This is a genomic window from Rhodococcus sp. YH1 (assembly GCF_009939605.1).
Taxonomy (GTDB): domain Bacteria; phylum Actinomycetota; class Actinomycetes; order Mycobacteriales; family Mycobacteriaceae; genus Rhodococcus; species Rhodococcus aetherivorans.
In genome coordinates this window covers 15,120-40,211 of record NZ_WVTE01000213.1, presented here as the reverse complement: position 1 = coordinate 40,211, position 25,092 = coordinate 15,120, and the positions used below count along the sequence as shown (strand labels likewise).

Sequence of the window (25,092 nt, the reverse complement as noted above, 5' to 3'; positions counted from 1 at the left end):
AGTCGATTTCAGGACGGACGTCGATGCGCACGGCCTGTTACCGACCGAACGTAGGGGCTTGTGACATGCCGCACATCGCCGTTCCCACTGAACGAGACCGTGCGGGAACAGGTGGTCAGCCGAGCGCGCCGAGGAGGGTGGAATTCACCTCCGCGGCCGGGACCATGGGCATCGTGTGGTGCGTTGCTCCCTCGACGATCACCGGCCGCAGCCGCGAGCTCGTCGCCGCGACCGCGGCCGCCACCCGCGCGCTGTCGTGGATCTTGCTGCCGGCCGCGAGAATCACCGTCGTGTCGACCCCGAGCCCGGCGAGGGTGGGACGTGCGGGTCGTTTCGGGACGACCAGCTTCGCCGTCGGGAAGTGCTCGGCGCCCTGGGCGGCGAGGTTCAGCCAGTCCGCGTCGAGGGGCCGGCCGCCGGCCTCCCACGCGAGGAAGCTGCGCTGGCGGTGGTCGCTCGGCCGGAGCAGCAGGGGGATCGCGCGGGCGAGGTACTGTGCGCGCATCCCGGCGAAGCACGAATTCGGATCGAGCAACACCATGTTCGAGATCCGCTCGGGGCGTTCGAGCGTGTAGGCGAGCGCGATCATCGCCCCGTACGAGTGGCCGGCCAGCCGGAACGAGGACAGGCCGAGCGTCGCCGCGATGCCGTCGAGCCACGACAGCAGATCGTCCACGCTGCGCATCGGCTTTCCGTGCGCGACACTCCGTCCCACGTCACCGATCGGATCCACCGCCAGGACCCGGTACCGGGTGGCGAGCGCGGCGGCGTTGGCGAACCACACCGTCGACGTCGCTCCCCCTCCGGGCAGCAGGAGGACCGGCGGCGCGTCCTCGCGGCCGCAGACGTTGATATGCGTTGTGCCGAATTCCGATTCGACCGTCACTGCGCCGACGTCCGCCGGCCACTTCGCGAGCACGGCATCGTAGGCGCGGAGGAACTGCCTCCCCGCAGTGGAGGCTGCGAATTCTGTTGTCGACGCACGCGGCATCGCCTTCCCCCCTTCGTCCGGATCAGCCGGTCGGTCCGGCCATCCCGTAGAACCGTTCGACCCGCATCGTCAGCACGAGCCGGCGGTCGGCGACCATCGCGTCCCGGAACTCGTCCCAGTCCGGGTGTTCGCCCTGCACCGCCCGATACAGGGCGACGAGTTCCTCGACGGTGTCGTCGTGCGGGTCCTTCGCGACGGGCGACAGTTCGGCGGTGCCCTCCGCGACCGCGTACGCCCAGCCGTCGGCGGCGCTGACATACAGGCTCACGCGCGGGTCGCGGCGCATGTTCGCGGTCTTGGCCCGCCCGTCGGTGATGGAGACCGAGAACGTCCGGGCGCCGGGGTCGTAGTGGTACACGATGTTGGAGAGCTGCGGCCGCCCGTCCCGCTTCAGCGTGACGAGGGCGCCGATCTTCGTTGCAGCGAAGAGTGATTCGATCCTGTCCGCGGGCGCCGTCATGGGATCACCATCTCTTTCCGTGGGAACGGTAGCGCTTGACGTACTCCACCCAGTTCCAGGTCGACAGGAACCCCTGCGCCGCCTCGTACCCCTTGGCGAACTGTGCCTCGATCTCGGACTTGTCGAGGTGGAAGTCGAGGACCCCCACCTCGGTCGAGTCGACCCGGATCGTGCGGGCGCTGACCCACAGCTGGTTGAGGTGGGCCTGGTCGCGGCCGACGAGCACGGTGGTGACGATGCCCTCGATCAGCTCCGGGGAGTCGCCGAGGGCCGAGAACGGACGCAGCAGCCGCAGCGGTGGGAGGACCTTGTCGTTGTCGGCGGGCAGGTTCGGCAGCACGGTGACGCCGAAGGTGGGCCAGCGGGGTTGCTCGGTGTCGATCCGGTCGAGCGAGTCGATCGGGAAGTTCGACAGTAGCCCGCCGTCGACCAGTGTCGACGTCAACCCGGACGTGGCGGTGAGCGTCGCGGGCCGGAAATAGAACGGGATCGACATGGACGCGCGCACCGCGTCGGCCACCGACTGCTCGTCGGGATCGAGGCCGTAGACCGACCGGTAGTCCCACGGCAGCCGGACCAGCAGGCCCCGCGTGATGTCCGTGACGGTGACCACCAGCCGGTACCGTCGCTCCTCCGGGATGTCGTCGTCCTCCATCCGCAGATCCCCGAAGGTGCTGACGCCCAGGTCCTTCAGCGTGTCCCGGATCCAGGCGTGCGCGTAGTCGCCCTGGTAGATCCCCGACCCCCGGAGCACCCCGAATGCGGGACCCAGCAGGGGAATCCGTTCGACGGGCCCCGGGTCGAGGAACTTGCGGTACCTGATCCCGAAGACGGCGTCGCGCATCTGCTCGCCCGTCCATCCGGCCTTCGATCCGGCCGCGACGATGGCGCCGACCACCGCCCCCGCGGACGTGCCCGACACCCGGTTGAGCCGGTATCCGGCGTCGGCCAGAGCCACGACGGCACCGGCGAGGCCGATGCCCTTCACCCCGCCGCCGGCGAGGACGAGGTCGGCGACGTCCGGATGCGGGGCTGCGGTCATCGCACACCCCCGAGGCCGCGTCCGCCGCCCGGGACGATCCGTTCGCACCCGTACATGGCCGCCTCCTCCTGCACCGCAGTGCCGCATCGACGAACTGTTCGCGGGACGGACGCACCCGGCTCCCCTGTCCCGTTCACACTATGCCGGGCACCGTGCGAACGCTGGCAGGAAATCGCGGTCCGGACTGTGAAGTGGCGGCTGAACGGGAGGATCTCGTGTCGAGGGGGCGCCTGTTGCGGCGAACGCCGAGAGGCCGGCGCAGCAACCGCCCCTTCGACGCGACAACCGCCCGGTCAGCTCGGGCGGGCGTCGGGGTGTTCGCGCACGAAGTTGAGATACGCCTTCGACGGCGTCGGGCCGCGCTGGCCCTGGTACTTCGACCCGACGGCGGCGCTGCCGTAGGGGTGCTCGGCCGGGCTGGTCAGCCGGAACAGGCACAACTGCCCGATCTTCATCCCCGGCCACAGCGTGATCGGCAGGTTGGCGACGTTGGAGAGCTCGAGGGTGATGTGCCCGCTGAAGCCCGGGTCGATGAACCCGGCCGTGGAGTGGGTGAGCAGCCCGAGGCGGCCGAGCGACGACTTGCCCTCGAGCCGGCCGGCGAGGTCGTCGGGCAGGCTGCACGTCTCCATCGTCGAGCCGAGCACGAACTCGCCCGGGTGCAGCACGAACGGCTCCCCGGGCGGGGCCTGCACCAGCGAGGTGAGCTCGTCCTGGCGCTGCGCGGGGTCGATGTGCGTGTAGCGGGTGTTGTTGAAGACGCGGAACAGGCTGTCGAGCCGTACGTCCACGCTCGACGGCTGCACCATCGCCGCATCGAAGGGGTCGATGCCGAGACGCCCGGAGGCGACCTCGGCGCGGATGTCGCGATCGGAGAGCAGCACGAGGTAGAGGCTAACAACCCGCACAGGGCGGCTCCGAGAGCGCTCGAGGTTGTCAGCCGCGCCGGATGTCCGTCGCCGCCGGTCGCGTCAGCGGGCCTGCGACGACATCGTGAGCAGAAAATCGGTGCAGGCCTCGATCACCTCGTCCTGGCTCAGCGGGCTGTCGCCCTCGAGCCACGCCGTCAGCACCTGTGCGAGGCCGCCGACGACGAAGTGCGCCGCGAGGTCGAGCCGGGGCGTCGAGCTCACCTCGAAGAAGTCCACCGCCTGCGCCGTCACCAGCCCGGCGAACATGCGCGACGACTCGAGTCGCCGGCTCACCAGCTGGGGGTTGGCCTGGCTGACGGAGAAGATCAGCCGGCCCATGCGCGGGTCCTCGGCGACCTCGCGGACGATGTTCTCCACGCCGGCCCGGACCACCGACCGTTCGTCGCGCGGTGCCTCCGTGACCGCGCGCAGGGTGCTCTCGGCGATCCGCTGGATCACGTGGTCGTACACGGCGACGGTGAGTTCGTCGCGGTCGGGGAAGTTCTCGTAGAAGTAGCGTGAGGCCAGGCCGGTGCGCTTGCACACGCCGCGGACGGACAGGGTGTGATCGCCGTCGGGTCCGCCGAGGATGTCGAGCCCGGCCTCGATGAGCTGCGCCCGCCGTTCCGCCTGCCGCTGTTCTCCCCCGCGTCCCCCGTAGAGCCGTCCTGTCACCATCCGTCCATCTTCTCAGGAGAGCTCTTTACCCCGATCATATATGTGACTACATTCGTGTTCACATATAGGACGGACGAAGGGATCGACCTCGTGACCACCCTCGAGAAGCCTGCCGAGTTCGACGACGTCATGGACGGCCTCGGCCTCATGGCCGGCGCGGCGAACGTCATCATGCAGCTGTCCCACCCCGGCGTCGGCTACGGCGTCGTCGAGAGCCGTGTCGCCTCCGGCCGGCTGTTCGACCATCCGATCAAACGCACCCGCACCACCCTCACCTACCTGGCGGTCGCGGCCACCGGCACCGACGAGGAGAAGCAACTCTTCCGGCGCGCCGTCAACACCGCCCACCGCCACATCCGCTCCACCGAGGCGAGCCCGGTCGAATACAACGCCTTCGACCCCGAACTGCAGCTGTGGGTGGCCGCGTGCATCTACCGCGGCTTCGAGGACGTGCACCACGCGCTCTACGGACCGATCCCGGCCGAGGCCGTCGAGTGGTACTACCGCAAGGGCGCCACCTTCGGCACCACCCTGCAGGTCGAGCCCGACATGTGGCCGATCGACCGCGAGGCGTTCGAGGAGTACTGGAACGAAGCGCTCGCCAAGGTCGACATCGACGACGTCGTGCGCGACCACCTCTACGCCATCGCCGCCATGCGGTTCCTGCCCCGCCCGATGTCGCTGCTGTTCGGCCGGCTCAACCTGTTCCTCACCACCGGCTTCCTGCCGCCGATGTTCCGCGACCGGATGCGGCTGCCGTGGAGCCCGCGCGACCAGCGCCGCTTCGACCGGCTCATGCGCACCCTCGGGGCGGTCAACTCGCGGCTCCCGGTGGCGCTGCGCGAAGCCCCCTACCGGCTGCTCATGGCCGATCTGCGCCGGCGGATCCGGACGGGCCGTCCGCTGGTCTAGGCCCTCCGGGGCCGGTGCGCAGCCACATCAGCAGCTGCCGGTAGACCTCGTCGTCGTTGAGCAGCGTCAGATGGTGCGCCGGCGCCCGGTGCATGCCGTCCTCCATGCGGAAGCCGATGCGCCGGGTCCGGCCGTGCCCCGACGCGCTCGGCACCAGGACGAGTCCGTCCCCGAGCAACCGCCCCAGCGGATGAGCCGGGCTGCGCGTCAGGGTCGCCGACACGAAGCAGTGCATCGCCCCGTCCAACAGGGGCACCTCCCGGCACACGGCGCGGCGCAGGTCGTCGATGCCGCGACCGGACCAGTCCTCGTCCACCACGGCGCCCTGGTTCAGGTCGCGGATGCCGGCGCTGCGCCGTCGCAGCAGCGTCCCGAACGGCCGCAGCTCCGGGACCGCGACGAGCGCGGCGCTCGCGTAGTGCACCGCCTGCTCGAGCGGCGCCCCCAGATGCGGGGATCCGAGCGAAACGACATGGCGCACAAGATGAGTCCACGCCGCATCGGTCTCGGTGCCGTAGAAGCAGGCGCTGCGCGCGACGAGCCCACCCATGGAATGGCCGATCAACGCGAGCTGCTCGACCTTGCGCGGCCACGCCCGCACGAGCGCGTCGAGCAGCGCCGACAGCTCCCGACCGTTCGCGGAGATGCGCCGGCCCGTGTTGTAGCGGACGAACACGGACGTGCAGCCGAGATCGTCGACGAGTCGTTCGCCGTAGGTACGACGGCCGCCGAACCGCCACGTCGTCTCGGTCTCCATCAGACCGTGGACGAACACCACCACGCGGCCCGTCGCGGGCGGGAACGCGCGGGCGAGGCCCTCGGTCGTGAGCGGCACGGCCCGGCTGTCCACCCGCACCGACATCGGCAGCGCCAGCGGTGAGCCCTCGGCCTCGAGGACGTCGCCGATGAGGCCCTCGACCGCGGCGATCGCCATCGCCCCGCGGACGCTCTCCGACGGCAACCGGTCGCCGGTGGACTCCGCGAGCCCGAGCGCGGCCAGCTTCCCCGTCGCCGCGGCGGCACCCCTGATCGCGGAATAGACCCCGTCGGCGATCGCGTCGTGCGCGGCCTTCACCGCGAGCGCCGGCGTCCCGACGCCCAGTGCGACCGCCCCGAACACCCGGTCGGAGATGCTGCGGTGCATCGCCTGCACGCCCCCGGTCGCCGCGCCCACCTCGTCCAGCAGCAGCCGAGCCAGCTCGGACGCCTCGGACCGCTCCCCCGTGGCCTTCATGCTCCCAGTGTGGGGGTGCGACGCGCCGCTGTCGCGGCGGGTGCGAGCGGGAGGTTCCGGCGACGAGGGGGTGGTTCCGGAGGCCTCCACTCGGCGTTTGCCGCAACAACCTCCCCCTCGAAACGGAACGCTCCGGGGTGGATGTGACGTCGTCCGTGCGGAGTCTGCTACAGTGTGCGACGAGCGTGGACGGAGCCGAGAAATCGGCAAAAGCCCAGCGTGCCGATGTAGTTCAATGGTAGAACATCAGCTTCCCAAGCTGAATACGCGGGTTCGATTCCCGTCATCGGCTCCATTTGACAGACAACTGCCTGAGCGCAAGGTTCAATCCTCCAATCCGTAGGTCAACCTGCGAAGAGTCTCATTTGATGCCCAATTTCCGCGACCGGGAAATCCGGCCCGCTGAGCGCTCCTGAGAGCGTCGCCCGGCTCTCGGGGTAAACCGAAGTGCAAACATCGCTCAGACGGGCAATGCGGCGCCTCTCCTCGCGTCTTCTACACCGCTCGTTCGCCCTCTCCCTCGTCCTCCGGTGATGCTCGGCCGGAGCGATCGCCTCCAAGTGCCGCGGATTGGCGCACAGCTTCTCCGTGCACGTGTGATCGATCTCAAACCCCTCCGGGATCTCCCCGACAAGCTCGCGATAGACCACCCGGTGGATCGTCTGCGTCCGCCGCTCGTGGCGCACCATCCCGTACCCGCGGGTCCCGACCGCACCGCCCCAGATCCAACACCCCGCCCGGTCCCGCCGGATCTTGTGCCGCCACCGCGCCGGCAACCTCGCCAACATGTGCCCATCCGGTTCCCGCCGCATACACCCCATGGCAGCACCGCGGTAGAGTGTCGTCAAGATCGAAAGCGCCCTGCCAGGCGCCCGACCAGCAAGGAACCACCCACCATGACCACGCGCACCCCAGCGCGATGGATCGCCGTCACCACGTCCGCGACCATCGCCGCCCTCGCCCTCGCCTTGTCCTTCGTCGCCCTGTCCACCCTCGCCTCCTGGGCCGGCTGGGGACACTGGGAATCCAAAGCGTGGGCCGTCGTCGTCGACGGCCTGATCGTCGTCGCCACCCTCTCCGTCTACGCCGACCCGCACCGCCGGGCCTACCCGTGGGCGATCCTGTCGGTGGCCTCGCTCGGCTCCCTCGCCGGGAACGTCACCCACGCCGTGCTCGCCCCCGGCGCCCTGGCGGTCGGGCTGTCCGCTGCGATCGCCGCTACGCCCCCGCTCGCCCATCTGGTCGCCACCCACCTGACGGTTCGGCTACTCCACACCCCTACACCGATTGGTCACGTGACAGAACCGGACGTTCTGGAGCCGTTCGAGCTCGTTGATTGTCATGATGATCCCGCCCCGATCCCCACACCCGAACCGGATCCGGAACCGGTCGCCGGCGAGCCCACCCCGGCGCCGGACGAACCAGGCGACGACCGACGCACCAGAGCCCTCGAAGCGATCGCCGCCGGCATGACCCAACGCCAAGCCGCCGAGATGGTCGGGGTCACCGAACGCACCATCCGCCGCTGGCAGACCGCCGCCTAGACTCGACACCGGCGGGTGTGGTGGGCCACCGAAGTCGCGGTGTCCGGGAAGCATTACGCCCGCCCCTTCCCCGCATACACGAAAAGCGCCCCACGTACCCATCCCTGGGTCGTGGGGCGCTTCGTGTGTGTCCGCCGATAGAAGCGGGTTGCCTGTGTCTATTGCCCCATGTACGCGGACACCACGTACGCGGCATGCCGGTCGAGGCTCGACCGTCCCCGGTCGTACGCCAACGTCTGTCGAATGTCGGCATGACGGGCCGCTATCTGCACCTCACGCAACGGCACATTCGAATCGAGCGCCGACACCACGAACGTGTGCCGCAAGGTGTGGCACGAGATCGACGGCAGACCAGCCTGACGAGCGATCCGCTTGACCACCCGATCCGCAGACCGGCGCGTCATACGACTCCCGTCGCGGCGCAGGATCAGCGGGCCCGACGTGCGGCCGCCGGCGGCGCGTTCCATCGATCGCAGCACCGGCACCGGAATCGGGATCGATGCGGCCTTGGTGTTCTTGCCGACGAACCGCACCACCCGATGCCCCAGCACGGTGTCCTGGAAGTCTTTGATGTCCAGCCCGCACGCCTCGGATACCCGCAACCCGAGCTGCCCCATCAGAGCGATGAGGACTTCGTCGGCCGGTGAGGATTCGCGGGCCGCGGCCATCAGCGCCATGTAGTCCTTGCGTTCGAGCCCGACCTTCTTGGTCATGTCGATCTGCCAGCGGGGCATCTTCACGTTGACCGCCGGGGACTTGTCGATGATGCCGTCTTCTTGCATGAGCCAGAAGAAGGTGCGCAGGCAGCACAGGCGGCGGTGCACGGTGGAGGGTTTGTTGTTGCGCTCGATTTCGAGGTGGCGGGCGAACAGTTCGATGTGGGCGCGTTGGATTCCGCGGATGGGGTCGAGTCCGTAGCTGCGGCACCAGTCGCGCCAGAGTCGGATGTCGAGGCTGTAGCTGGTGAAGGTCTGCCCGGTGTAGCGGGCGAGGAACGAGGCGAACAGGACGTCGTCCTGGGTGAACTTGGGTGTTCCGAGGACTTCGGTCGCCTCGAGGGTAGGGTTGGGCACGGTCATCACTCCATTGCGCTGGTGTGGTGGCAAGGCCCCGATCGGTGTTGGTAGCACCGGTGCGGGGCCGCCCTCGTTTCGGGGGCTTCGCCACCATACCTGCATGGTCGTGAAAACTCGAGTTGGTAATGGGCTTCGCGTGAGCCGTTACGGGCGGGGGTAAGTCGGCCGCACGCGATTGCCCTCGAGCACCGCGCCGGTACCGTTGTTCACGATCGCGGTCGCCGAGGTGCACCCGCGCATCACAATGTCCGATGCGTCCGCCGAGATGGTGACCCCGCCCGCGAAACGGCAGTCGATGAACTGCACGTCGCTGGCGTTGACCGTCACATCGTCGGTGAAGTCGCAGTCACGGAACACCACGTCGTAGACCTTGCTGGTCGCGTACGGCACCGTGACGAGGGTCTTGATCCGGCACGCCGTGAAGCGGACCCCGCGGATAGTCGTCTTTGCGGGCGTGACCTGCTCGTACAGCCGAACAGCTCCGTCGAAGGTGTCATGATCGAACGAGAGATCGCGGAACTCGGATGATGCGACGGCGCTCAGTGTTGAGAATGCGAGGACGTCCCGCGAGTCCGTCACGGTGTTGCGGTAGATGTTCCCGCGTGAGCGGACGTTGTAGCTCACGTAGTTCTCGCCGGACGTGTTCTCGGTCCGCAGGAGTAGAGCGGCCCCGCGCAAGAGCTTGGGGGCGTCCGCCTCTGCCTCGACCAGATTGTTCACGATGTCGACGTCGTGCGAGCCTGAGGTGACGTTGATCCCGCTCAGGTAGTAGCCGATGCGGTTGCCCCGAAACTCGATGTTGCGAGACCAGAAGATCGCTTGGAGACCGTCGGCGCAGCCCGAGAATTGGGAGTCGATCACTTTGCCGCCGTCGACAAAGCCGTACTCGACAACCTTGTTGCTGAAGTCGCGGCCCCGGCAGTTCTGCACGAGCCAGTTTCGGTGGAATACGCCACTCTCCGCAGCCCGGATAATTGTTGCCCTCACCGCGTTCGACGTGCCGTTGATGATGCAGTCCCGGACAAAGATGTTCTCGGACGCCTTCGTTGACAGGCTGTTCGGAATCGACGTGATTCCGTCGATAGACCCGGTAGCACCGACCAGACGAACCGTCGCGTCATACCCCTGCGTGACGACCGCCTTGTTCGAGGACGAGGCGCCCGTGACGCGGAAGGACTTGGGGGTCAGGACCTCGCTGACCGTCTTGATCCCGTTCAGGGCCGCGAGTTCGGCGTTCGCAATCTCGATGGAGTCGCCCACCGTGAGGTAGTGGTCCCCCAGGGTGAACACTGTGCAGTAGGAGTTGTCCGAAGCCACCTGGCGCGACACGATCCGGGACCACCGGTTGATCTGCCGCTGATTGATCTCGGCACGGATCTTCTCGACAGTCACGTCGCTTACACCGTCGACAGTGCTGCCTAGGAGCAGAAAGTGGCTGAGACTGGCCTGCGGCGCCTCAGACGTATCGAGCCTGACGATTGAGGATGTTCCGAGGCCGGAGATCCGGGTTCCAGCCGCGCTCGCCAGCGCCCGGCGATCGCCGGAAGTGGTGCGCGTGACCGTATGGGTTCCCGGCGTAACGAACACTGGAAGGCCGCCCACTGCGCCAGCGTCTAGTGCGTCCTGTACGGGCCCGGTCGTCTTCGCCTGGAGCCCATAAGTGGCATTCAGGTTCGTTTGCCCGAGGTGCGCGGGCAGGTGCTTCTCCTTGAGTCGCCCGTCCGAGCCCGGGTTGGGCCAGCGCGGCTGCGAGGGTGTGGTCACGGTGGCCTCCTACGTGAAGGTGAGGTAGTCGGGATCGGACGGATCCGGAGCGATGGTGCCGCCGGTCGCGGTCAGATAGTCGGGGTCGTCCGGGTCGACGGTGACCGACCCTCCACCTCCGGCGCCGAGTTGCGCGGTGACGTCGGGTGCCAGCTTCGCGAGCGTGATCGCACCGTCCGGCACGGACGGCGGGGCGCCGAAGCCGAGTGCGCCGATACGCGCGACGAGCTGCTCGACCAGAGGGTTCGGCGAAGTCATTGGATCTTCCTCCTACGTGATGGTCACGGTGCCGCCGGCGGAGACGGAGCCGTCCGCGTATGTGTCGACCATGACTTCGACCGTGACGTCGTCGCCGTCGGCGAGCGTGACATCCGAGGCGGTCGCGGTCATCGTTCCCGACGCCGCACCGTTCGGTGTTCCGGTCGCTATCACGGCCCCGTTCAACAGAATGCGTGCCGTGTGCGGATTGGTGAACGATCCGGTGTAGGGCAGGGAAACCGAGATTGTCGCGCCCGTCTTTCCGCCCTGCGCCTGCAGCGCATTCGACACGACCGTCGATCCCGGGTAGGTGCCGGTGTTCGCCGTCCACCCGGTGAGCAGCGCCCACGACGTCGTGAAGTTCTGCGTCCCGTTCTTCGTCATGCCGGACGGCAGGAACGTCACAGCCTGCCAGACGAGCGCGGCGCCGAGACTGATCTTCTCGATCGCGACGGCACCGAGAGCGACCTTCGCGATCGCCGTCGCAGCCCATGCGAGGCCCGCCATCACGCGGTCCTGAAGTAGAGCGTGTTCGCGTCCTTCGTTCCGATCGCGGTGTACTGCGCCTCGGTGCCGACCCAGATCGTCAGCGTCCGGGCGCCGGCGTTGTCGGATCCGGCGACGCGTCCGGTCGCGAGCTTCGAGAGCGCGATCCCGGCCGTCGGCGAGATGTCTCCGTCGACTATCGCCCCGTCGGCGATCTTCGCGCTCGTCACGGAGCTGTCCGTCGGCACGCGCTGATCGGAGAGCCGAGCGTCGTTCCCGGCGCACGCCGTCGTCCCGGTCGTGCCGAGCGTCAGGCTCGACGTGCCGGCGCCGATCGCCGTCCGAGCGTCGCCAGCCGTCGCGGCGGTGAGCACGCCGCGCCCGACGGTTGTCGCGTCGGAGATCTGCGCCGCCGTGTGCGTGTGCGACGACGGCGCCTTCCCGGCGAGATCATCGACGAGCCCAGCAATCTTCGACTGGGCGATCCCGGCCGCGGCGTTGATATCGACGTCCATGATCGCCCCGTCGATGATCTTCGCCGAGGTGATCGTGTTGTCCGCCACGCCACCGACGTACCCGGCCGCCTCGGCCGCCGATGCCGCCGCGGCAGCCGCGAAGTCGGCCGCGTCCTCCGCCATCTCCGTCGCGGTCGTCGCACCCGCGCCAGCGATCGCCGCGAACGCCTCCACGTCGGACATGATCGGCAGCGCTGGCACCGGGACGGTGCGCTCCTCGTCGCCGTTCGCTCGTGCGATCGTGAACACCAGCGCGGTGCCGTCCGGCGAGAGGGCGATATCGGTGACGCTGTCGCCCTTCGGGCCACGCACCACCGGTGTGCCCGCCGACGGCTGCGCCGGGGTCATCAATGTGAGGTTGACCGCGGTCGAACCCTCGTCGGGATCATCGGGGTCCGGTCCCGGCACGTACTCGACGAGCTCGATGTCGAACGCCGGTGTCGAGACCGGGCGCTGGTCGAGGGTGACGTTGTAGCGCACCGAGTAGGTGAAGAAGCTGGGGTTCGTCTCCGCGCTGGGGCAGAGCAGGAACACGCCCCTCTTCCCGTTGAGAGTGAGGTACCCGTTCTCGTCGAGCTGGGCGGTGACCGGATGGGCGAACGCAGTCACAGGGTCCGGTTGCGCGCCGGCGACGAGGATGGTTCCGACCCGCGGAGTGAAGGTCACCGTCCCGGCGAGCGGGCGCGCGTCCGGGAATCCACCGGCGACGGGATACTCGTCCTCGTCGGGTCCGTCACCGACGATCGCCATCAGGCGGCCGATGACCTTCCCGTACTTCGCGGGCTGCAGGGTTCCCATAACTCAGACCTCCTCTTTGAGTTCGTCGGGGACCTCCGGCGGGTCGGGGATCTGAACGGCCGGGGCGTGTTGCCGCAATAGCAGATCTTGCGTCCGGATATGCCAGAGCAGTTCTCGTATGTAGCGCACGGCCTTCGAGATGAGATTCCGATCCTTTTCGGACTGCGCTTCGAGCTCGTCGAGCCGTGCCTGGAGCTTCTTCACCTTCGAGGACTGCCGGCCGAGCCACACGCCGAGAATGCTCGTGGCTGCGATTCCGAACTGCTGGATCCGCTCGGGCGAAAGAAGCTCGAGCAGCACGCGTTACCCCTTGAGTCGGCGTTCGAGGTCGGCGCGCAACTGTCCGACGCTGGGGGCGAGCTGCTGTGCCCGCTCGGTGGCGACGCGGATCGTCTCGGTGACGACGTCACCGGCTCCCGGCCGTACCGTCTCTGTCTGGTAGTTGACCGGGGTGTCGGTGCCGTCACCGATCGTGGGCGGCTGCGCGCCCTTCGGCTTCGGGGTGTAGAGCCCAGCCAGGATGTAGACCAGGGTGCCGATGCCGGTCAGGACCGTGGCGGTGTGTCCGAGGTAGGTCGTCACGTCGGCGTCGGTGAACACCCCGAGCAGTGTCAGGGCGCCGAAGATCGCGGCCGCGGCGGAGTAGATGACCTGCCGGATCGCCGGCCAGGTCGTCGAGATCTTCTGCAGCATCACTTGCCTCCGTTCGCCAGACGCTGCTCGAGCTGGGCGACCCGCTCGGTCAGCTTCTCGACCAGGCTCACGGACTTCTCGGCCAGCCTGGCGGCGTGGAATGCCTGGTAGTCCGCGGTGCGCGCGAACGTCGCGGCGTCGAGTTCGGCCGGCGGCTGACCGCCGAGGAACTCCGCTTCGACCAGCGACTTCTGCGGCTTGCAGATCGCCTCGAACAGCTGCCGCTGTTCGGCTTCGGACAGTGCCATGAGGAAACCCCCTGTAGTGGGTAGTAGTGCGGACCCGAGCGCCAGGCACCGCTGATATCGCAGCTGCCGGTCCGGAAGACCGTTCGTGCCGCCGTTGATCGCACGGGTGGCGCCGACGATGTCGCGGGCATCGGCCAGGTCGTTCAGCGGGCGCTGAGTCGTCCAGTACCAGACAGCGCCCAGCAGGGCATAGCGATCGGCTTCGAGCTGGTCAGGATCGTCGACGAAGAACGTCGGCGTCGGAACGTGGCCGTGCTTGTGGGCCCACTGCGAGAACGACCGGTAGTTGTTCTTGCCTGTGACCTGAATGGCGCCTCGACCGCGGTACTTGAACCCCTCACCGGCGCCGTTGCCCATACGCCCGTCATAGGTGCGCTGATCATCGGTTGGGCCCCACAACTCCCGGAACAGACTCAAGCCCTTCGACTCGTGTCCCAGCTGCGCGCACCACATCGCGGCGCGTTCGACGGTTGTGCAGCCTCCCTGGATCATCGCCGAGGAGAAGGCTGGCAGCAGTTGGCGGTAGCGGTCGAGCGGGACGGCGCCGCCCATAGCCTCGGCGAGCACCTCGGCCGTGAGCCCCTCGGCGGCTGGCACGGGTGCGGGCTCCACCTTGGCAGGGCCCGGGGCCGCGGCGTATCCCTTCGGCGGGATCAGCGTGGCGAGCTGTGCGAGCGAGAGCCAGTAGCCCTGCGGCTGGAACCCGGAGTCGGCGACCCACACTGCCATGGCCTCGTCGTCGTAGCCCATGACCGCGACGTAGTGGTAGACGATGCCGGAGTGGTAGCGCGGCGATTCCGAGCCCTTCACCCCGCGGGGGTAGTTCGACGGCGGCGCGACCCAGTTCACGACGACGCCGCGGCCGCCGTTGATCGAGGCGACGATGTCGCGCCACAGTCGATCGACCTGCGCCTGGGTGGGCGGGTCCTGCGGCATCTGCACAGCGAAGTAGCCGGCGTTCGTGTAGCGGTTCAGGATCGGGGTGATCAGACCGATGTGGTCGGTGCCACCGGTGTGGGTGCCGATCTCGCGGGCGAGCTGCGGTTCGGGCACGTGGATGCCGAGACTGTCGAGCACCACCTGTGTCGATGCCGGTCCGCACCAGTATCCGGTTTCCTGGGGCACGATGTTGCGGTTGTACGGAAGGACCTTCTCGGTCACGGGATCACCACCGGTTCGCAGTAGACCATCAGCGACGCAAGGCTGTTGGACCAGGAGTAGTTGGAACTGCCGAGATTGCGATTGATCACGACGTAGAGAGTCACGGTGGTGTTGGCGGGAACGACACCGATCGTCGATTCGGGGGTGAGCGTCGCCCCGAAATACGGGGAGAACGTCGCCCGGATCCAGTTCGCCGACGGGAATCCGGGTGCCTGCGCCACGATCTGGCCGGTCGCCGACCCGATCCGCACCTCGGCGTCGACCCGGCCCGCGCCGACCGACTGGACATGCGACTGCATCGAGATCCCGCCCTCGCAGCGCGGCCGCCACGCGGTCGGCTGCGCCGGGATCGTGCGGGTGGCGATCACACTCGATGCCGCGGACACATTCGAACCCGACGAGAAGTCGGTGTTGCTCAGTCCGTACGGGCCTGCCGCGCCGGGCCACGGTGTCGGCGTGAACTTCTCCGTCGCATCCTGGTAGGCGAGCACGTACCCGTCGGCGAGCGGCACGGAGCTGTCGACGTCCGCCGAGCCCATGATCGGCCCGGGCTGGCCCGGATCGCCCTGCTCGCCGAGGCCGCCGCGCGGCAGCCACAGGTTCAGCACCTGGTTCGGAGAATCGCCGACGAGCTGCGCGTCAGCGGGTTCACCCTCGTCGATCGTGGTGACCGTGCCGATGGCGAGTTCGTTCGGCAGCCCGCGCGGTCCTTCGGCGCCGAATGCGTTGAGGAACGGGTAGAACGTCTCACCGTCCCAGTACATGACGGCGTTGGTGGACACGACCCGGTACGCCCAGCCGCGGTGCGCGATGCCGAGAGTGGGGCGGATCGCGTTCAGCGCGGCCATGTCCGCCACGTCGCCGCGCCACAGCCACGGGTGCGCGTCCGGGCCCTGCGGCCCGGGCGGTCCCGGGTTGCCGGCCATGATCTCGAGCCGCCCGTCGTTCGGGGTGGCCTGGAAGCTGTTCACCGCGTTCTCGAGTCCGACGCCGTCGTCGATGCCGGTGATACGCACGGATGCGAGGTATTCGCCGACGGTCACTTCGGCCATGTTCTGCCTCTTTCTTTCACAGCCACAGCGGCATGGCTTGGACTTGGATGTAGGGGGCCGTCTTGACGTACTGGATCTGCGACCCGGTGGACGCGTTCCCGAGGTCGCGTTCGACGCGGACGTAGATCCGCGCGGGCTCGTACGGCTGCACGACCCCGACTGTCGACGTCGGCGACAGGCGCACGTGCCCGGGGCTGTTGCCGGTCGAGACGGTGCCGCCCTGCTCCGAGTAGTGGGGGCGGATGATGTTCTCGTTGAGCAGGCTGCCGCGGAACGGGTTGAGTCCGACGGCGAGGATCGGGCCGGCCCAGTCGTTGAGCCGCGCCCACACGTGCGGGTAGCCGGGTGCGTTGTTGCCGCCGGTAGAGTCGGCCAGTGTCGCGATCCGTCCGTGCACCCGGGGGCGCCAGGCGAACGGCAATGCCGGGATCTCGAGGATGACGAGTTCGATCGTCTCGACGTTCGCCAGTGCGGTTGTGGCCGGGAAGTCCGCCGGGCCTTTCGCCCACATGCCGACCGGGCCGGGCGGCGGCGTCGCCCGGAGTTTGCGCGTGATGCGGTCGTATGCGATGAGCGATCCGTTCACGGGCCCGGACGCGGTGGCGTTGTAGTCCGTCGAGGTCTGCAGCGACCCGGACGCCCCGATCGGTCCGACCGGGCCTTTCGGTCCGGCCGGCACGGTGAGTTTCATGCTCTGCGCGCCGCCGCCTCCGGTGAGTTCGGCGGCGGCGACCCGCATCTTCGGGTTCGACATCGTCTGCGTGATGTCGAGCGAGTAGTCCGGTGCCACCGGACCGCGGGGGCCGACGGCACCGACGGATTGCTTCCACTCGGAGCCGTTCCAGGTCCACATGTCGTCGGTGGCCAGGTCGTGCCACCACTTACCGCGATCGTCCGGGCCGAGGCCGGTCGGCAGGGCCGCGGCGGTGGCGACCTCCCCGGCCTTGATCCACGGTGCCCGCGGCAAACCCCGCGGGCCCGGGTCGCCTTGGCGTCCGGCGGGCAGCGGCAACCCCTTCGTGTCGTCGTCCACGTCGAGGTGGGCGCGGGTGATCGGCAGCCCGAACAGATCCACCTCGCGGGTGATGGTGACCTTCGCCGGGATGACGAGATCGCTCATGCGGCCCTCATCGCCAGCGCGATGTCGGCGCGCATCTCGTCGTCATCGATGAGCGCGGCCAGAGTCGGGACACCGATCAAGTCGCCGAGCCAGTCGAGCAGTTCGCGGATGCGGGCGAATGCCTCGTCGAGGTTGGGCATGGTTTCCTCCCTGGGTGAGTCAAAACAGGCCGAAGAAGTCGGCTTCCATGCCGACGTCCTTGGACAGAACCGAGACGATCTGGGTGAGCTGCTTGGTGCGGTTCCAGCCGCGCACCACCGGGTGCAGTTCCTTCGCGCCGTCACCGACGGTGAGCGTCCACCGGGGCGCGGTCTGGCGGTCGTCGGTGTGCACGGCCTCGGTGACGTAGTCGGTGAACAGCAGCTGCTCGAGCGCGAACCCGATCTGCTGCCCGACCCGGAAGTCCTTGCCGTAGATGTACGGCGCGAAGTCCTGGATCGTGACCTTGTGACTGGTGTAGCCCCGCGAGTCGTGCAGGCCTTGCAGCTTCGCCATCTGCCCGTCGATGGTGAAGGCCTTCTCCGAGCCGGTCATGAACAGCTCACGCCACGCGTACGGGCCGGCGCGCTGCACCCGGCCGATGTCGACACCGACGTCGAATGCGAGGAACACGTCGTCGAGCTGCCCGCGGTAGAGCGAGTCGAGACCGGGCACGCCGATGAGCAGACCCAGCCACGAGAGCATGTTCTTGATCGCGATCTCGATCGCGGCGTTGATGTACGACGGGGACCGGCCACCGACGAGGATGTCGGTGGCCGGCGGTTTGTGCACGGCGATCTGCATGTCGCCGAGCCCGTCGTACTCGGACTGGAAGTACCACACGTGCGGGAACCTCGTCCGCGTGCCGAGCTTCCCGCTGGCGTACGCCTGCTCGTAGTCGGTCTCGGCCCCGAAGTTCGGGTACCGCACCGGGGTGGTGCCGTCGTCGAGGAAATCCTCGAACCACGAGACGAGGCCGTCGAGCAGCGTGCCGGTCGGGCCGGTGACGTTCGACTCGTCGTCGATCCGGATCACGATCGTCGGCTGATCGAGCCAGAACCACTCGGGCGCCGGCTGTTCGTCCTCCTCGGGCAGGAACATCTCGGCGCGGATCACCAGGCCCGCATCCTTGAGGAACTGCTCGAGGAACGGGAACGCCATGTCGAACCGGGCGCTGCCGCCGGCCCACTTCGAGGTGTCGGTCCATACGTTCGTCGGCACGACCGCGATCGGCCAGTTGTCCGAACCGCGCGGGCGCTGCAGGCGGGTGATGTTCTCGTCCAGCCAGCTGGTGCAGATGGACCGCGCCGGTCCGATCTTGATCGAGTGCCGCGGGAACTGCGCCCACAGCGGCGCCCCGGGCGAGGCCCACAGGCAGGTCGTCGCCACGTGCTGCAGGTCGCACAGCGCCGACACCTCGATCGTCTCGGTGCCGTCCGCGTCGCGCAGCAGCGTGACCCGCTCGACCTTGCCCGACCACCGGTCCCCGGGGGTGTCGATGGTCAGCGGGATCATCGCGTCCTCGCCGTCGGGGTTGTTCAGCAGGTGACTGCGGAACTGGGTGTCGTGCGGCAGCTCGATCGTCGCCGTGCCGACGGCGTTGCGCTTTTTGCCGTGGACCTTGGAGAGGTAGTCGCCGACCACCCCCTCCTCTTCCATGAACTTGTTCCACACCCGCACGTAGGATTCGGGTGCCCGGTAGATCGCCTCGTCGTCGAGGTCGGCCTGATCCATGCGCCGGGCCGCGGCGCGCGCATCCCACACCGCGGTCATCAGTACGGCTCCTCGAACTTCGGGACGCCCTGCATGATGAGCTTCGACGCCAAGGTTCCTCCTTCGATGCGCACCACGATTTCCTTGCTGGTGCCGGGCAGGACCGGCTGCAGCCAGCGCCGGCCGCCGAGCTGGGCCCACACGTTGCGGCCGTCGATGCCGGTGGCCGGGGAGTACACCCGCGCGGTCCGGCGCCGCGGATGGGTGTTGATGCGCAGCTCCTCGTTCGCCGCCAGCGGCGGGGTCGAGAGCAGCCGCAGATCGTCCTCGGCGTTGAGGGGATCCTCGATCCACCACCGGCCGGGGCCGTTCATCGTGTACCGCGGCCACAGCTTGCGCTGCCCCGGGTTACGGGCGCGCAGCGTGGCCTCGTTCAACCCGAGGTTGTTGGTCCAGATGATCTCCTCCTCGAACGAGGAGTAGTCCGGGTCCATCGCCACACCGTGCATCTCGTACGTCTCGACGAACCCGAACTGCCGCTCGTCGGCCAGGTCCACCCCGAGCGTCGGTCGCGGCGCCTCCCCGCGTTGGAGCCGGATGAAGTGCCACCCGAGGTTCTGCGAGTAGAAGCACAGGTGACCCGGCCGGTCGGTCTCCCAGGACCGGAACCAGCCGGTGCGCACCGCCATCGCCTCACGGGCGGTGCGCCCGAACACGTGGACGTTGAAACGGATCTCGCGTTCGTCACGCACCGACCGCAGGAACGTGGCGCCGTCCTGTTTGGCGCCCTTCGAGCGGAGCAGGCTCGTCGGACCGAACTCGAACCCGTCCGGATGATCCGACAGCAACACTCCTTCGGTCCCGGAGTTCACCCCGGACAGGTGGTAGGTCCTGCCCGGGGTGCCGTCCAGCTTCGGCGGGCCGATCCACAGCAGCTTCGTATCGTCGAACTCGAGGATGTTCACCCGGGCAGACCTCCCATGCTCATCTGCGCCAGCGAATCGCGCCGCAGCACCTGCTCGATCTGCCGGCCGACCTTGTCCGGATCCATGCCGTAGGCGTTGATCGTGTGACCTCGCCGGGTGGCGAGCTGACCGAGCGACTTCAGCAGCGACTCCTGCCGCTGCCCCAACTGTTCGAGCGCCGCCCCGCTCGCGCCGGACGCGCCCGCCCGCAGCGCCGCCAACTCCCGCATGTCCCGGTCGTAGCGGCGCTTGTCCTCGGCGGTCTGCACCCACTCCGTCTCACCGGAGAGGTTCAGTCCGGCCATGCCGTGCGGCAGCGGACCACCGGCATCGCGGAGCACCGCCGGGATACGGAGGCTGTTCACCAGCTCTTCGAGCCAGCCCGGCGAGCCCGGTACGACCGGGCCCTGGGTGGCGATCTCCGCATCGGAGAACGTCGGGGCGACCGCCGGACCGACCTGCTGCTGGGCGATCATCGCCGGGATGCCGGTCGTGCCGATGCCCTCCAGCAGCGGGCCGCCGATGTCTCCGGAGCCGAACAACAGCTTCGGCACGAACCCGAGCGGCGAGTCCTCGAGCCCGAAGGTCTCGAGGACGCCGCCGGCGAAGACCTCGGCGAGTTCGAGGCCGACCGCGCCGAGCGACTTCACACCCGACCCGGAGCCGGATCCGCCCTTGCGGCCCTCGTCGCGTGCGTTGAGGGCCTTCTGCAGGTCGAGGTCGGCGGCCAGGCGCTCGTCGTCGGTCGAGCGCGGATCGGCGTAAACCGCGTTGCGGTCCTGCTCGGCCTCCTTCACCGCCTGCTCGAGCTCGACGAGCCGGATCTGATCGTCGGTCATCCGGCCCCGCAACGCCGGGGCCGCGGGCGCGAGCTCGTCGCGCTGCTCGACCTGCTCCTCACGCAGCGCGTTGATCGCGGTCTGCAGCTTGTCGTCGGCCTCGTCGCGTTCGAACTTCGTCGACTCCGGATCTGCGTAGACGTCGTTGCGATCCCACCGCGCCTCGTCGACCGCGCGTTCGAGGCTGCGCAGCCGCAGCTCCTCGTCGGTCAGGTTGGTCAGCAGCTCCGGCGCCTCGGGCGAGATCGACGCCCCCGACTCGGCGGCGCGCTTCTTCTCCTCGAGCTCGCGGACCTTCGCCTCGGCCTGGGCGACCTTGTTCTCGGCCTGGTCCTTGTCGGCCTGCGACTTCTTCGGATCGTTCATCGCCTTGTCGCGACTCTCGATCGCCTGCTGCACCGCGATCCGCGCCGAATCGAGCTTCAGATCGTCCTGCTCGTCCCACGTCTCCCGGTTACGCGGCCGCCGCCGCTCGTACCCGCCACCGGCCGACGACTCGTCCCCAGGTGGGACGAACGCCGACACCGGCAGGTGCCACTTCAGCGGCAGGTTCGGATCGTCCGCGCCGAGAGTGGAGTGGCCGAAGACGACGCCGGCGCCGCCCGACTCGAACGGGATGCCGTCGAGGGTGGCGGCCATGTGCGAGTACATGCCGCCGCCGCCACGCATGACGCCGATGTTCAGCGCCGACCGCGGACCTGGCCCGTCCTCGAAGCCGAGAGCGTTGAAATCGGACTCGGTGGTGAACCAGCGCGTGTTCGGATCCCGGCCGGTGAGCATCGCGTAGCCGGCCGAGACGTAGCCGGAGCAGTCCCACGACGGTGAACCGACACCGCCGTACTGGTACTCCTTGCCGTCCTCCCCGCTCAGGTACGACGTGGCCCGGTTGACCGCGATGCGGCCGCCGGTCTCGAAGCCGGGCAGCTTCGGGAACGTGCCCGCGTTCATCATCGCCAGCTCGCGGTCGTACTTGTCGGACATCTCGCTGCGGATGACCCATTCGCCGCCGTCGACCATCGCGATCGGCATGCCGCTCGGATCGACCGCGTAGATCCCGTCGGTGGTCTCGGTGCCCGGCCCGGTGGTCGGCATCCGGCCGCCGCGCTCACGTCCAGGTGGTCGTCGTCCGAAGATCCGCTCGTACTCGTCGGGGGACATGCCTGTCAGGCCCGCCGCGTCGAGCGCCTGCCGGGAGCCGGCGCCGTAGGTCGATGCAGTTCGGCGGACCTCGTCGATGTTGATCGTGACGTTGACGTTCTTGTCTTTGATCCCGGCCAGGTGGATCTGTACGGAATCCAGGTCCGCGATGGCCTGAGCGACGGCCGCCTTGACCTCCGGCGTGGCGGTGGACTTGTCCAGCTCCTGCAGGTCGGCGAGGGTGATCGCCTTGCCTTCCTTGAGCTTGTCCAAGATCGCCCCGACGGCAGGGTTGGCCTCCTCGGCGTCGAGTTGGGCGATCAGTGCTTTCGCCTGATCGACGTTGAGGTCGAACTCGGTGGTGTCGGCGGTGACCTTGACATCGGCCATGGTCCCGCCGGTTTCGAGGGTCTTGCGGATCACCTGCTCGAGACCCGCGACGGCCAGCTCGCTGTCCGCCTTGATCTCCACGATCCCGTCCGGCAGGTCCCTGAGCTGCAGACCGACCCCGCGCAGTACCTCTTTGACGCCCTCGTCGTCGATCGGCAGCTTGATCACGTTGTCCGGGTCCCGGATCAGCTGATCGCGCACCTCGACGAGCTTCTTGGTCACCTCGTCGGCGCCCTCCACCGCGAGGTGGAAGATCAGATCCTCGGGCAGGTACCCGCGCGCCGCGGCGAATTCGCGGACCTTCTCGATCGGCACGTTGTACTGCTCGGCGAGCGCGGCCAGCTGTAGTTCGGTCTGCGCCATCGCCTCACGCGCCTTGGCCTGCGCCTCCGGGACGGTGGACCCATCCGTGATGGCCTGCTGGTAGGCAGCTTCGGCGACCTCGACACTGGCGTCAGCGAGATCACGCAGCGTCGCCGACAGTGCCTGGCCGTTCTTGGTGTTCGTGGCCAGGGTGCCGTTCTGGGCGATCAGCTCCGAGCCATAGCCCTGAGACTGGTCCACCACCTGCTGCGTCGACTCGGCAACATCGATGATCGTCTGGTTGTACTCGTCGAGCGCCTCGGTGTAGGACACCTGCCCACCGGCGAGGATGTCGAGGATCCGCTTGAGACCAGCGACCTTCTGCTCCGAGTTGCCGGCGCTCTCGGCGATCTGCTCGATCGCATCGCGGATCGCCAGATACTCGGGTTCGATCTGTTGCGCGACTCGCTGCGTGCGTTCGAATTCTTCACGCTGCCCCTGCAGGGACGCGACGAGTTCGGCTCCGCCTTCGGTCGACTGGTCGATACCGTCGATGAAGATGTCCCAGCCGGACCGCGATCCGGCCAGCGTGGAGGCCAGCTCGTCGCTCTCCATCCCCAGGCTGTTGAGCGCGTTGCTGATTCGTTCTGCTCGGCCGGCGACCTCACGGTCTTCTGCGAGCATCTGCCGGCCGCGCTGCTCTTCCCCGTTGAACGAGCCGAGCATGTCGTTCCACTTTTCGACGACACCCGCATACCAGGCCGGGGCGGTGTCGGCGAGTTGTTCCTGTTCCTCGCGGAACTTCGTGATGGACTCTGTGGCGACCGCGAGGACGTCGTCCGTGATCAGGCCCTTGGATTCGACGAATGCCTTGGCCAGATCGCGCTGGGAGGCAGCGGCTCGTTCGGTGGCATCGGACAGGAGGGTGTTCTGCCGTTCGGCTCGCTGAACCTCGGCGATGATGCCGGAGACGGCCATGCCCGCTGCTGCGAGACCGACCATCCACGGACCGCCGAACGCCGAGATCACGTTGCCGGCCGCGGACCGCATGCCCGACAGGCCAGCTGCGGCAACACCTCCGACGCGTCCACCGAACGTGACGGCCGCGGCGCCCGCATTGCGGAGTGCCCCCACCATCCGGCCCGACTCGGTCGCGGCTTCCCGCTGGCGTTGCGCGAACTCAGCGGATCGCGCCGTCACACCCCGGTAGGATTCGCCCATCCGAGCGATCGCCGGGGAACGCGCCTCGAGCGTGGACCACGCCGCGGCCACGTCGGAGATCTGTTCCTCGTTCTCCGCCAGCAGGACCCCGAGCTGCTCCACGCTCTGCGTCTCACCCGAAAGGTCGTAGCCCTCGGATTCGAGCTGCGATTCGGCCATGGCCAGACGGACAGCGTCCATCTGCTCCCGGAAGCCCTCGAACTTGTCCTTGATTCCGTCGACCCAGGTGCCGATCCTGTCGTCGCCACCGAACGCCTTCATGCTGGCGATACCGGCGACCGCGAGCTGGATCGGCGCGGGAAGTTCGAGGAACGCGGCGGCCAGGTCTCCGACCACACCGGCGGCCGGCGCCAAGGCGGAGCCGACCTCGCCCGCGATGTCGACCACGCTGCTAAGACCAGACACGATCTGCGGTGCGGCAGCGGTGATGAACTCCGCGCCCTTGGTGGCGAAGGACTGCAGCGGCCCGTCGACAACGTCGTAGATCGACAGGGCGAGACCTTCGGCCGCATTCTGCACACCAGCCATCGCCCCAGGAAGACCCTGGGTCTTGGACGCGGCAACCTCGGCGGCAGAGCCCTGCCGGTCGATCGCCTCCCGCATCGTGTCCCACTTGGCCGCCCCATCATCGGCGGCGATACCGGCCAGGCGCATAGCGTCGGACCCGAACAGAGTCGCCGTCGCCGCCTGGTACAGCTCCGGCGTCATCTGCCCGGCGGCGTCCTCGAGCTGTTCGAACAGCGAACCAAGACCGACGAACCGGCCCTGCGCGTCGTACACCTCCAGTCCGAGGTCGCGGATCGCGGCCTGCGCCGGCTTCCCCGTGTCCGTGAGCGCAAGCAGGGTGGATTTGATCAGAGTGCCGGCGTCACTGCCCTGGATACCTGCGTTGGCCAGCAGGCCGAGACCGGCGACGGTGTCCTCGAGCGTGAGACCGAACTGGTTCGCCACCGCACCGGCCTGCTGTAGACCCTGCGCGACGTCGGTGATCTCCGCCGACGAGGCGTTCGCACCGTTGGCGAGAACATCGGCGGCCTTGGCAGCGTAGTCGGCGTCCAGCCCGAACGCTTGCAGGGCCTGCGACTGGATGGTCGCCGCCGAGGCCGCATCGATCTGCGCCGCCGCGGCGAGCTGCAGGGTGCCGCGGGCCGCGCCCATGGCCTGATCGACCGAGAACCCGCCCTTGGCGAGTTCGGTCATCGCCGCCGCAGCGTCCGTCGCCGAGGTGTCCGCCAACGACGCGTCGTTGCCGAGCCCCATCGCCGCGTCCCGGACCTTCTGCAACTGGTCCGCGGTCGCACCCGACACAGCCTGCAGAGTGTTGAGCTCGTTGGTGAAGCTGTTGCCCAGGTCGAGGACCGCCTTCGCACCGGCTCCGACGCTCAGGGCCACCCCGAGTGCGCCGCCGATCTTCGTGGCGACACCCATCGCCCCGCGCATCCCGGATTCGAGCTGCGCGGGGAAATGCCGCAGATCGGGTGCGACTTCGACGTCGATGCGTCCGCCGGCCATGGCTTTCTCCTCACGCGAGAATGCAGAGACCCCGGAGGCATCACGCCTTCCGGGGTCTCCTACATCAATTGCTATTCAGTTGTCATGGAC

General features: G+C 68.3%; 23 protein-coding genes and 1 tRNA gene. 3 read left to right on the top strand and 21 right to left on the bottom strand.

The window, feature by feature from the left end:
- Positions 1–115 precede the first annotated feature (115 nt).
- From AIIKEEIJ_RS16195 to AIIKEEIJ_RS16175, 5 genes are all read right to left on the bottom strand, one after another.
- Positions 116–991 (bottom strand): alpha/beta fold hydrolase, encoded by an 876-nt coding sequence (locus AIIKEEIJ_RS16195; protein WP_161996109.1) that lies wholly within the window; start codon positions 989–991, stop codon positions 116–118.
- 22 nt (positions 992–1,013) lie between these two features.
- Entirely contained in the window at positions 1,014–1,451 is a 438-nt protein-coding gene (locus tag AIIKEEIJ_RS16190) for a PPOX class F420-dependent oxidoreductase (RefSeq protein ID WP_006947587.1), read from the bottom strand.
- Positions 1,452–1,455: 4 nt separating this feature from the next.
- On the bottom strand, positions 1,456–2,493 hold the full coding sequence (locus AIIKEEIJ_RS16185) for a patatin-like phospholipase family protein (protein ID WP_161996108.1): 1,038 nt from the start codon (positions 2,491–2,493) through the stop codon (positions 1,456–1,458).
- Positions 2,494–2,786: 293 nt separating this feature from the next.
- Entirely contained in the window at positions 2,787–3,377 is a 591-nt protein-coding gene (dcd, locus tag AIIKEEIJ_RS16180) for a dCTP deaminase (protein ID WP_006947585.1), read from the bottom strand.
- An 87-nt stretch (positions 3,378–3,464) separates the two neighbouring features.
- On the bottom strand, positions 3,465–4,082 hold the full coding sequence (locus AIIKEEIJ_RS16175) for a TetR/AcrR family transcriptional regulator (RefSeq protein ID WP_006947584.1): 618 nt from the start codon (positions 4,080–4,082) through the stop codon (positions 3,465–3,467).
- Positions 4,083–4,172: 90 nt separating this feature from the next.
- On the opposite strand from AIIKEEIJ_RS16175, the gene AIIKEEIJ_RS16170 reads away from it, so the two are divergent.
- Positions 4,173–4,994: an oxygenase MpaB family protein gene (locus AIIKEEIJ_RS16170; protein WP_161996107.1), complete on the top strand. Its 822-nt coding sequence runs from the start codon at positions 4,173–4,175 to the stop codon at positions 4,992–4,994.
- Here AIIKEEIJ_RS16170 and AIIKEEIJ_RS16165 read toward each other — a convergent pair.
- Positions 4,945–6,228, bottom strand: coding sequence for a PGAP1-like alpha/beta domain-containing protein (locus AIIKEEIJ_RS16165; protein WP_161996106.1), 1,284 nt, complete (start codon positions 6,226–6,228; stop codon positions 4,945–4,947). The genes AIIKEEIJ_RS16170 and AIIKEEIJ_RS16165 overlap by 50 nt on opposite strands.
- 221 nt (positions 6,229–6,449) lie before the next feature.
- Here AIIKEEIJ_RS16165 and AIIKEEIJ_RS16160 point away from each other — a divergent pair.
- Positions 6,450–6,523, top strand: a tRNA-Gly gene (locus AIIKEEIJ_RS16160).
- 49 nt (positions 6,524–6,572) lie between these two features.
- Here AIIKEEIJ_RS16160 and AIIKEEIJ_RS34335 read toward each other — a convergent pair.
- Positions 6,573–6,917 (bottom strand): HNH endonuclease signature motif containing protein, encoded by a 345-nt coding sequence (locus AIIKEEIJ_RS34335; RefSeq protein WP_443217111.1) that lies wholly within the window; start codon positions 6,915–6,917, stop codon positions 6,573–6,575.
- Positions 6,918–7,124: 207 nt separating this feature from the next.
- On the opposite strand from AIIKEEIJ_RS34335, the gene AIIKEEIJ_RS16150 reads away from it, so the two are divergent.
- The gene (locus AIIKEEIJ_RS16150; protein ID WP_161996117.1) at positions 7,125–7,772 is read left to right on the top strand and encodes a helix-turn-helix domain-containing protein; all 648 of its coding nucleotides are present in this window, start codon (positions 7,125–7,127) and stop codon (positions 7,770–7,772) included.
- 158 nt (positions 7,773–7,930) lie between these two features.
- Here the strand turns inward: AIIKEEIJ_RS16150 and AIIKEEIJ_RS34055 are convergent, their stop codons facing one another.
- From AIIKEEIJ_RS34055 to AIIKEEIJ_RS32645, 14 genes are all read right to left on the bottom strand, one after another.
- On the bottom strand, positions 7,931–8,845 hold the full coding sequence (locus AIIKEEIJ_RS34055) for a tyrosine-type recombinase/integrase (RefSeq protein ID WP_161996104.1): 915 nt from the start codon (positions 8,843–8,845) through the stop codon (positions 7,931–7,933).
- 147 nt (positions 8,846–8,992) lie between these two features.
- Positions 8,993–10,612 carry a hypothetical protein gene (locus AIIKEEIJ_RS16140; RefSeq protein WP_161996103.1) on the bottom strand — a complete coding sequence of 540 codons (1,620 nt, stop codon included), beginning with the start codon at positions 10,610–10,612 and terminating at the stop codon, positions 8,993–8,995.
- A gap of 9 nt (positions 10,613–10,621) precedes the next feature.
- Positions 10,622–10,870, bottom strand: coding sequence for a hypothetical protein (locus AIIKEEIJ_RS16135; protein WP_161996102.1), 249 nt, complete (start codon positions 10,868–10,870; stop codon positions 10,622–10,624).
- Between the two features lie 12 nt (positions 10,871–10,882).
- A complete protein-coding gene (locus AIIKEEIJ_RS16130) occupies positions 10,883–11,377 on the bottom strand; it encodes a hypothetical protein (RefSeq protein ID WP_161996101.1) in 495 nt (164 codons plus the stop codon).
- On the bottom strand, positions 11,377–12,669 hold the full coding sequence (locus AIIKEEIJ_RS33110) for a phage upper tail fiber protein (RefSeq protein WP_238406435.1): 1,293 nt from the start codon (positions 12,667–12,669) through the stop codon (positions 11,377–11,379). The genes AIIKEEIJ_RS16130 and AIIKEEIJ_RS33110 overlap by 1 nt, the downstream gene beginning before the upstream one ends.
- Positions 12,670–12,672: 3 nt before the next feature.
- On the bottom strand, positions 12,673–12,969 hold the full coding sequence (locus AIIKEEIJ_RS16120) for a hypothetical protein (protein ID WP_161996100.1): 297 nt from the start codon (positions 12,967–12,969) through the stop codon (positions 12,673–12,675).
- 3 nt (positions 12,970–12,972) lie between these two features.
- Positions 12,973–13,362: a hypothetical protein gene (locus AIIKEEIJ_RS16115; protein ID WP_161996099.1), complete on the bottom strand. Its 390-nt coding sequence runs from the start codon at positions 13,360–13,362 to the stop codon at positions 12,973–12,975.
- The gene (locus tag AIIKEEIJ_RS16110) at positions 13,362–14,771 is read right to left on the bottom strand and encodes a C39 family peptidase (RefSeq protein WP_161996098.1); all 1,410 of its coding nucleotides are present in this window, start codon (positions 14,769–14,771) and stop codon (positions 13,362–13,364) included. Before AIIKEEIJ_RS16110 ends, AIIKEEIJ_RS16115 begins: the two co-directional genes overlap by 1 nt.
- On the bottom strand, positions 14,768–15,823 hold the full coding sequence (locus AIIKEEIJ_RS16105; protein ID WP_161996097.1) for a hypothetical protein: 1,056 nt from the start codon (positions 15,821–15,823) through the stop codon (positions 14,768–14,770). The genes AIIKEEIJ_RS16110 and AIIKEEIJ_RS16105 overlap by 4 nt, the downstream gene beginning before the upstream one ends.
- Before the next feature lie 16 nt (positions 15,824–15,839).
- Positions 15,840–16,943, bottom strand: a complete 1,104-nt coding sequence (locus tag AIIKEEIJ_RS16100; RefSeq protein ID WP_161996096.1) for a hypothetical protein — start codon at positions 16,941–16,943, stop codon at positions 15,840–15,842.
- On the bottom strand, positions 16,940–17,083 hold the full coding sequence (locus AIIKEEIJ_RS16095; RefSeq protein ID WP_161996095.1) for a hypothetical protein: 144 nt from the start codon (positions 17,081–17,083) through the stop codon (positions 16,940–16,942). Before AIIKEEIJ_RS16095 ends, AIIKEEIJ_RS16100 begins: the two co-directional genes overlap by 4 nt.
- 19 nt (positions 17,084–17,102) lie before the next feature.
- The gene (locus tag AIIKEEIJ_RS16090) at positions 17,103–18,695 is read right to left on the bottom strand and encodes a Gp37-like protein (RefSeq protein WP_161996094.1); all 1,593 of its coding nucleotides are present in this window, start codon (positions 18,693–18,695) and stop codon (positions 17,103–17,105) included.
- Complete coding sequence (locus AIIKEEIJ_RS16085; protein WP_161996093.1) at positions 18,695–19,600, bottom strand: phage tail protein; 906 nt, start codon at positions 19,598–19,600, stop codon at positions 18,695–18,697. Before AIIKEEIJ_RS16085 ends, AIIKEEIJ_RS16090 begins: the two co-directional genes overlap by 1 nt.
- On the bottom strand, positions 19,597–25,002 hold the full coding sequence (locus AIIKEEIJ_RS32645) for a phage tail tape measure protein (RefSeq protein WP_238406434.1): 5,406 nt from the start codon (positions 25,000–25,002) through the stop codon (positions 19,597–19,599). Before AIIKEEIJ_RS32645 ends, AIIKEEIJ_RS16085 begins: the two co-directional genes overlap by 4 nt.
- Positions 25,003–25,092: the final 90 nt, after the last annotated feature.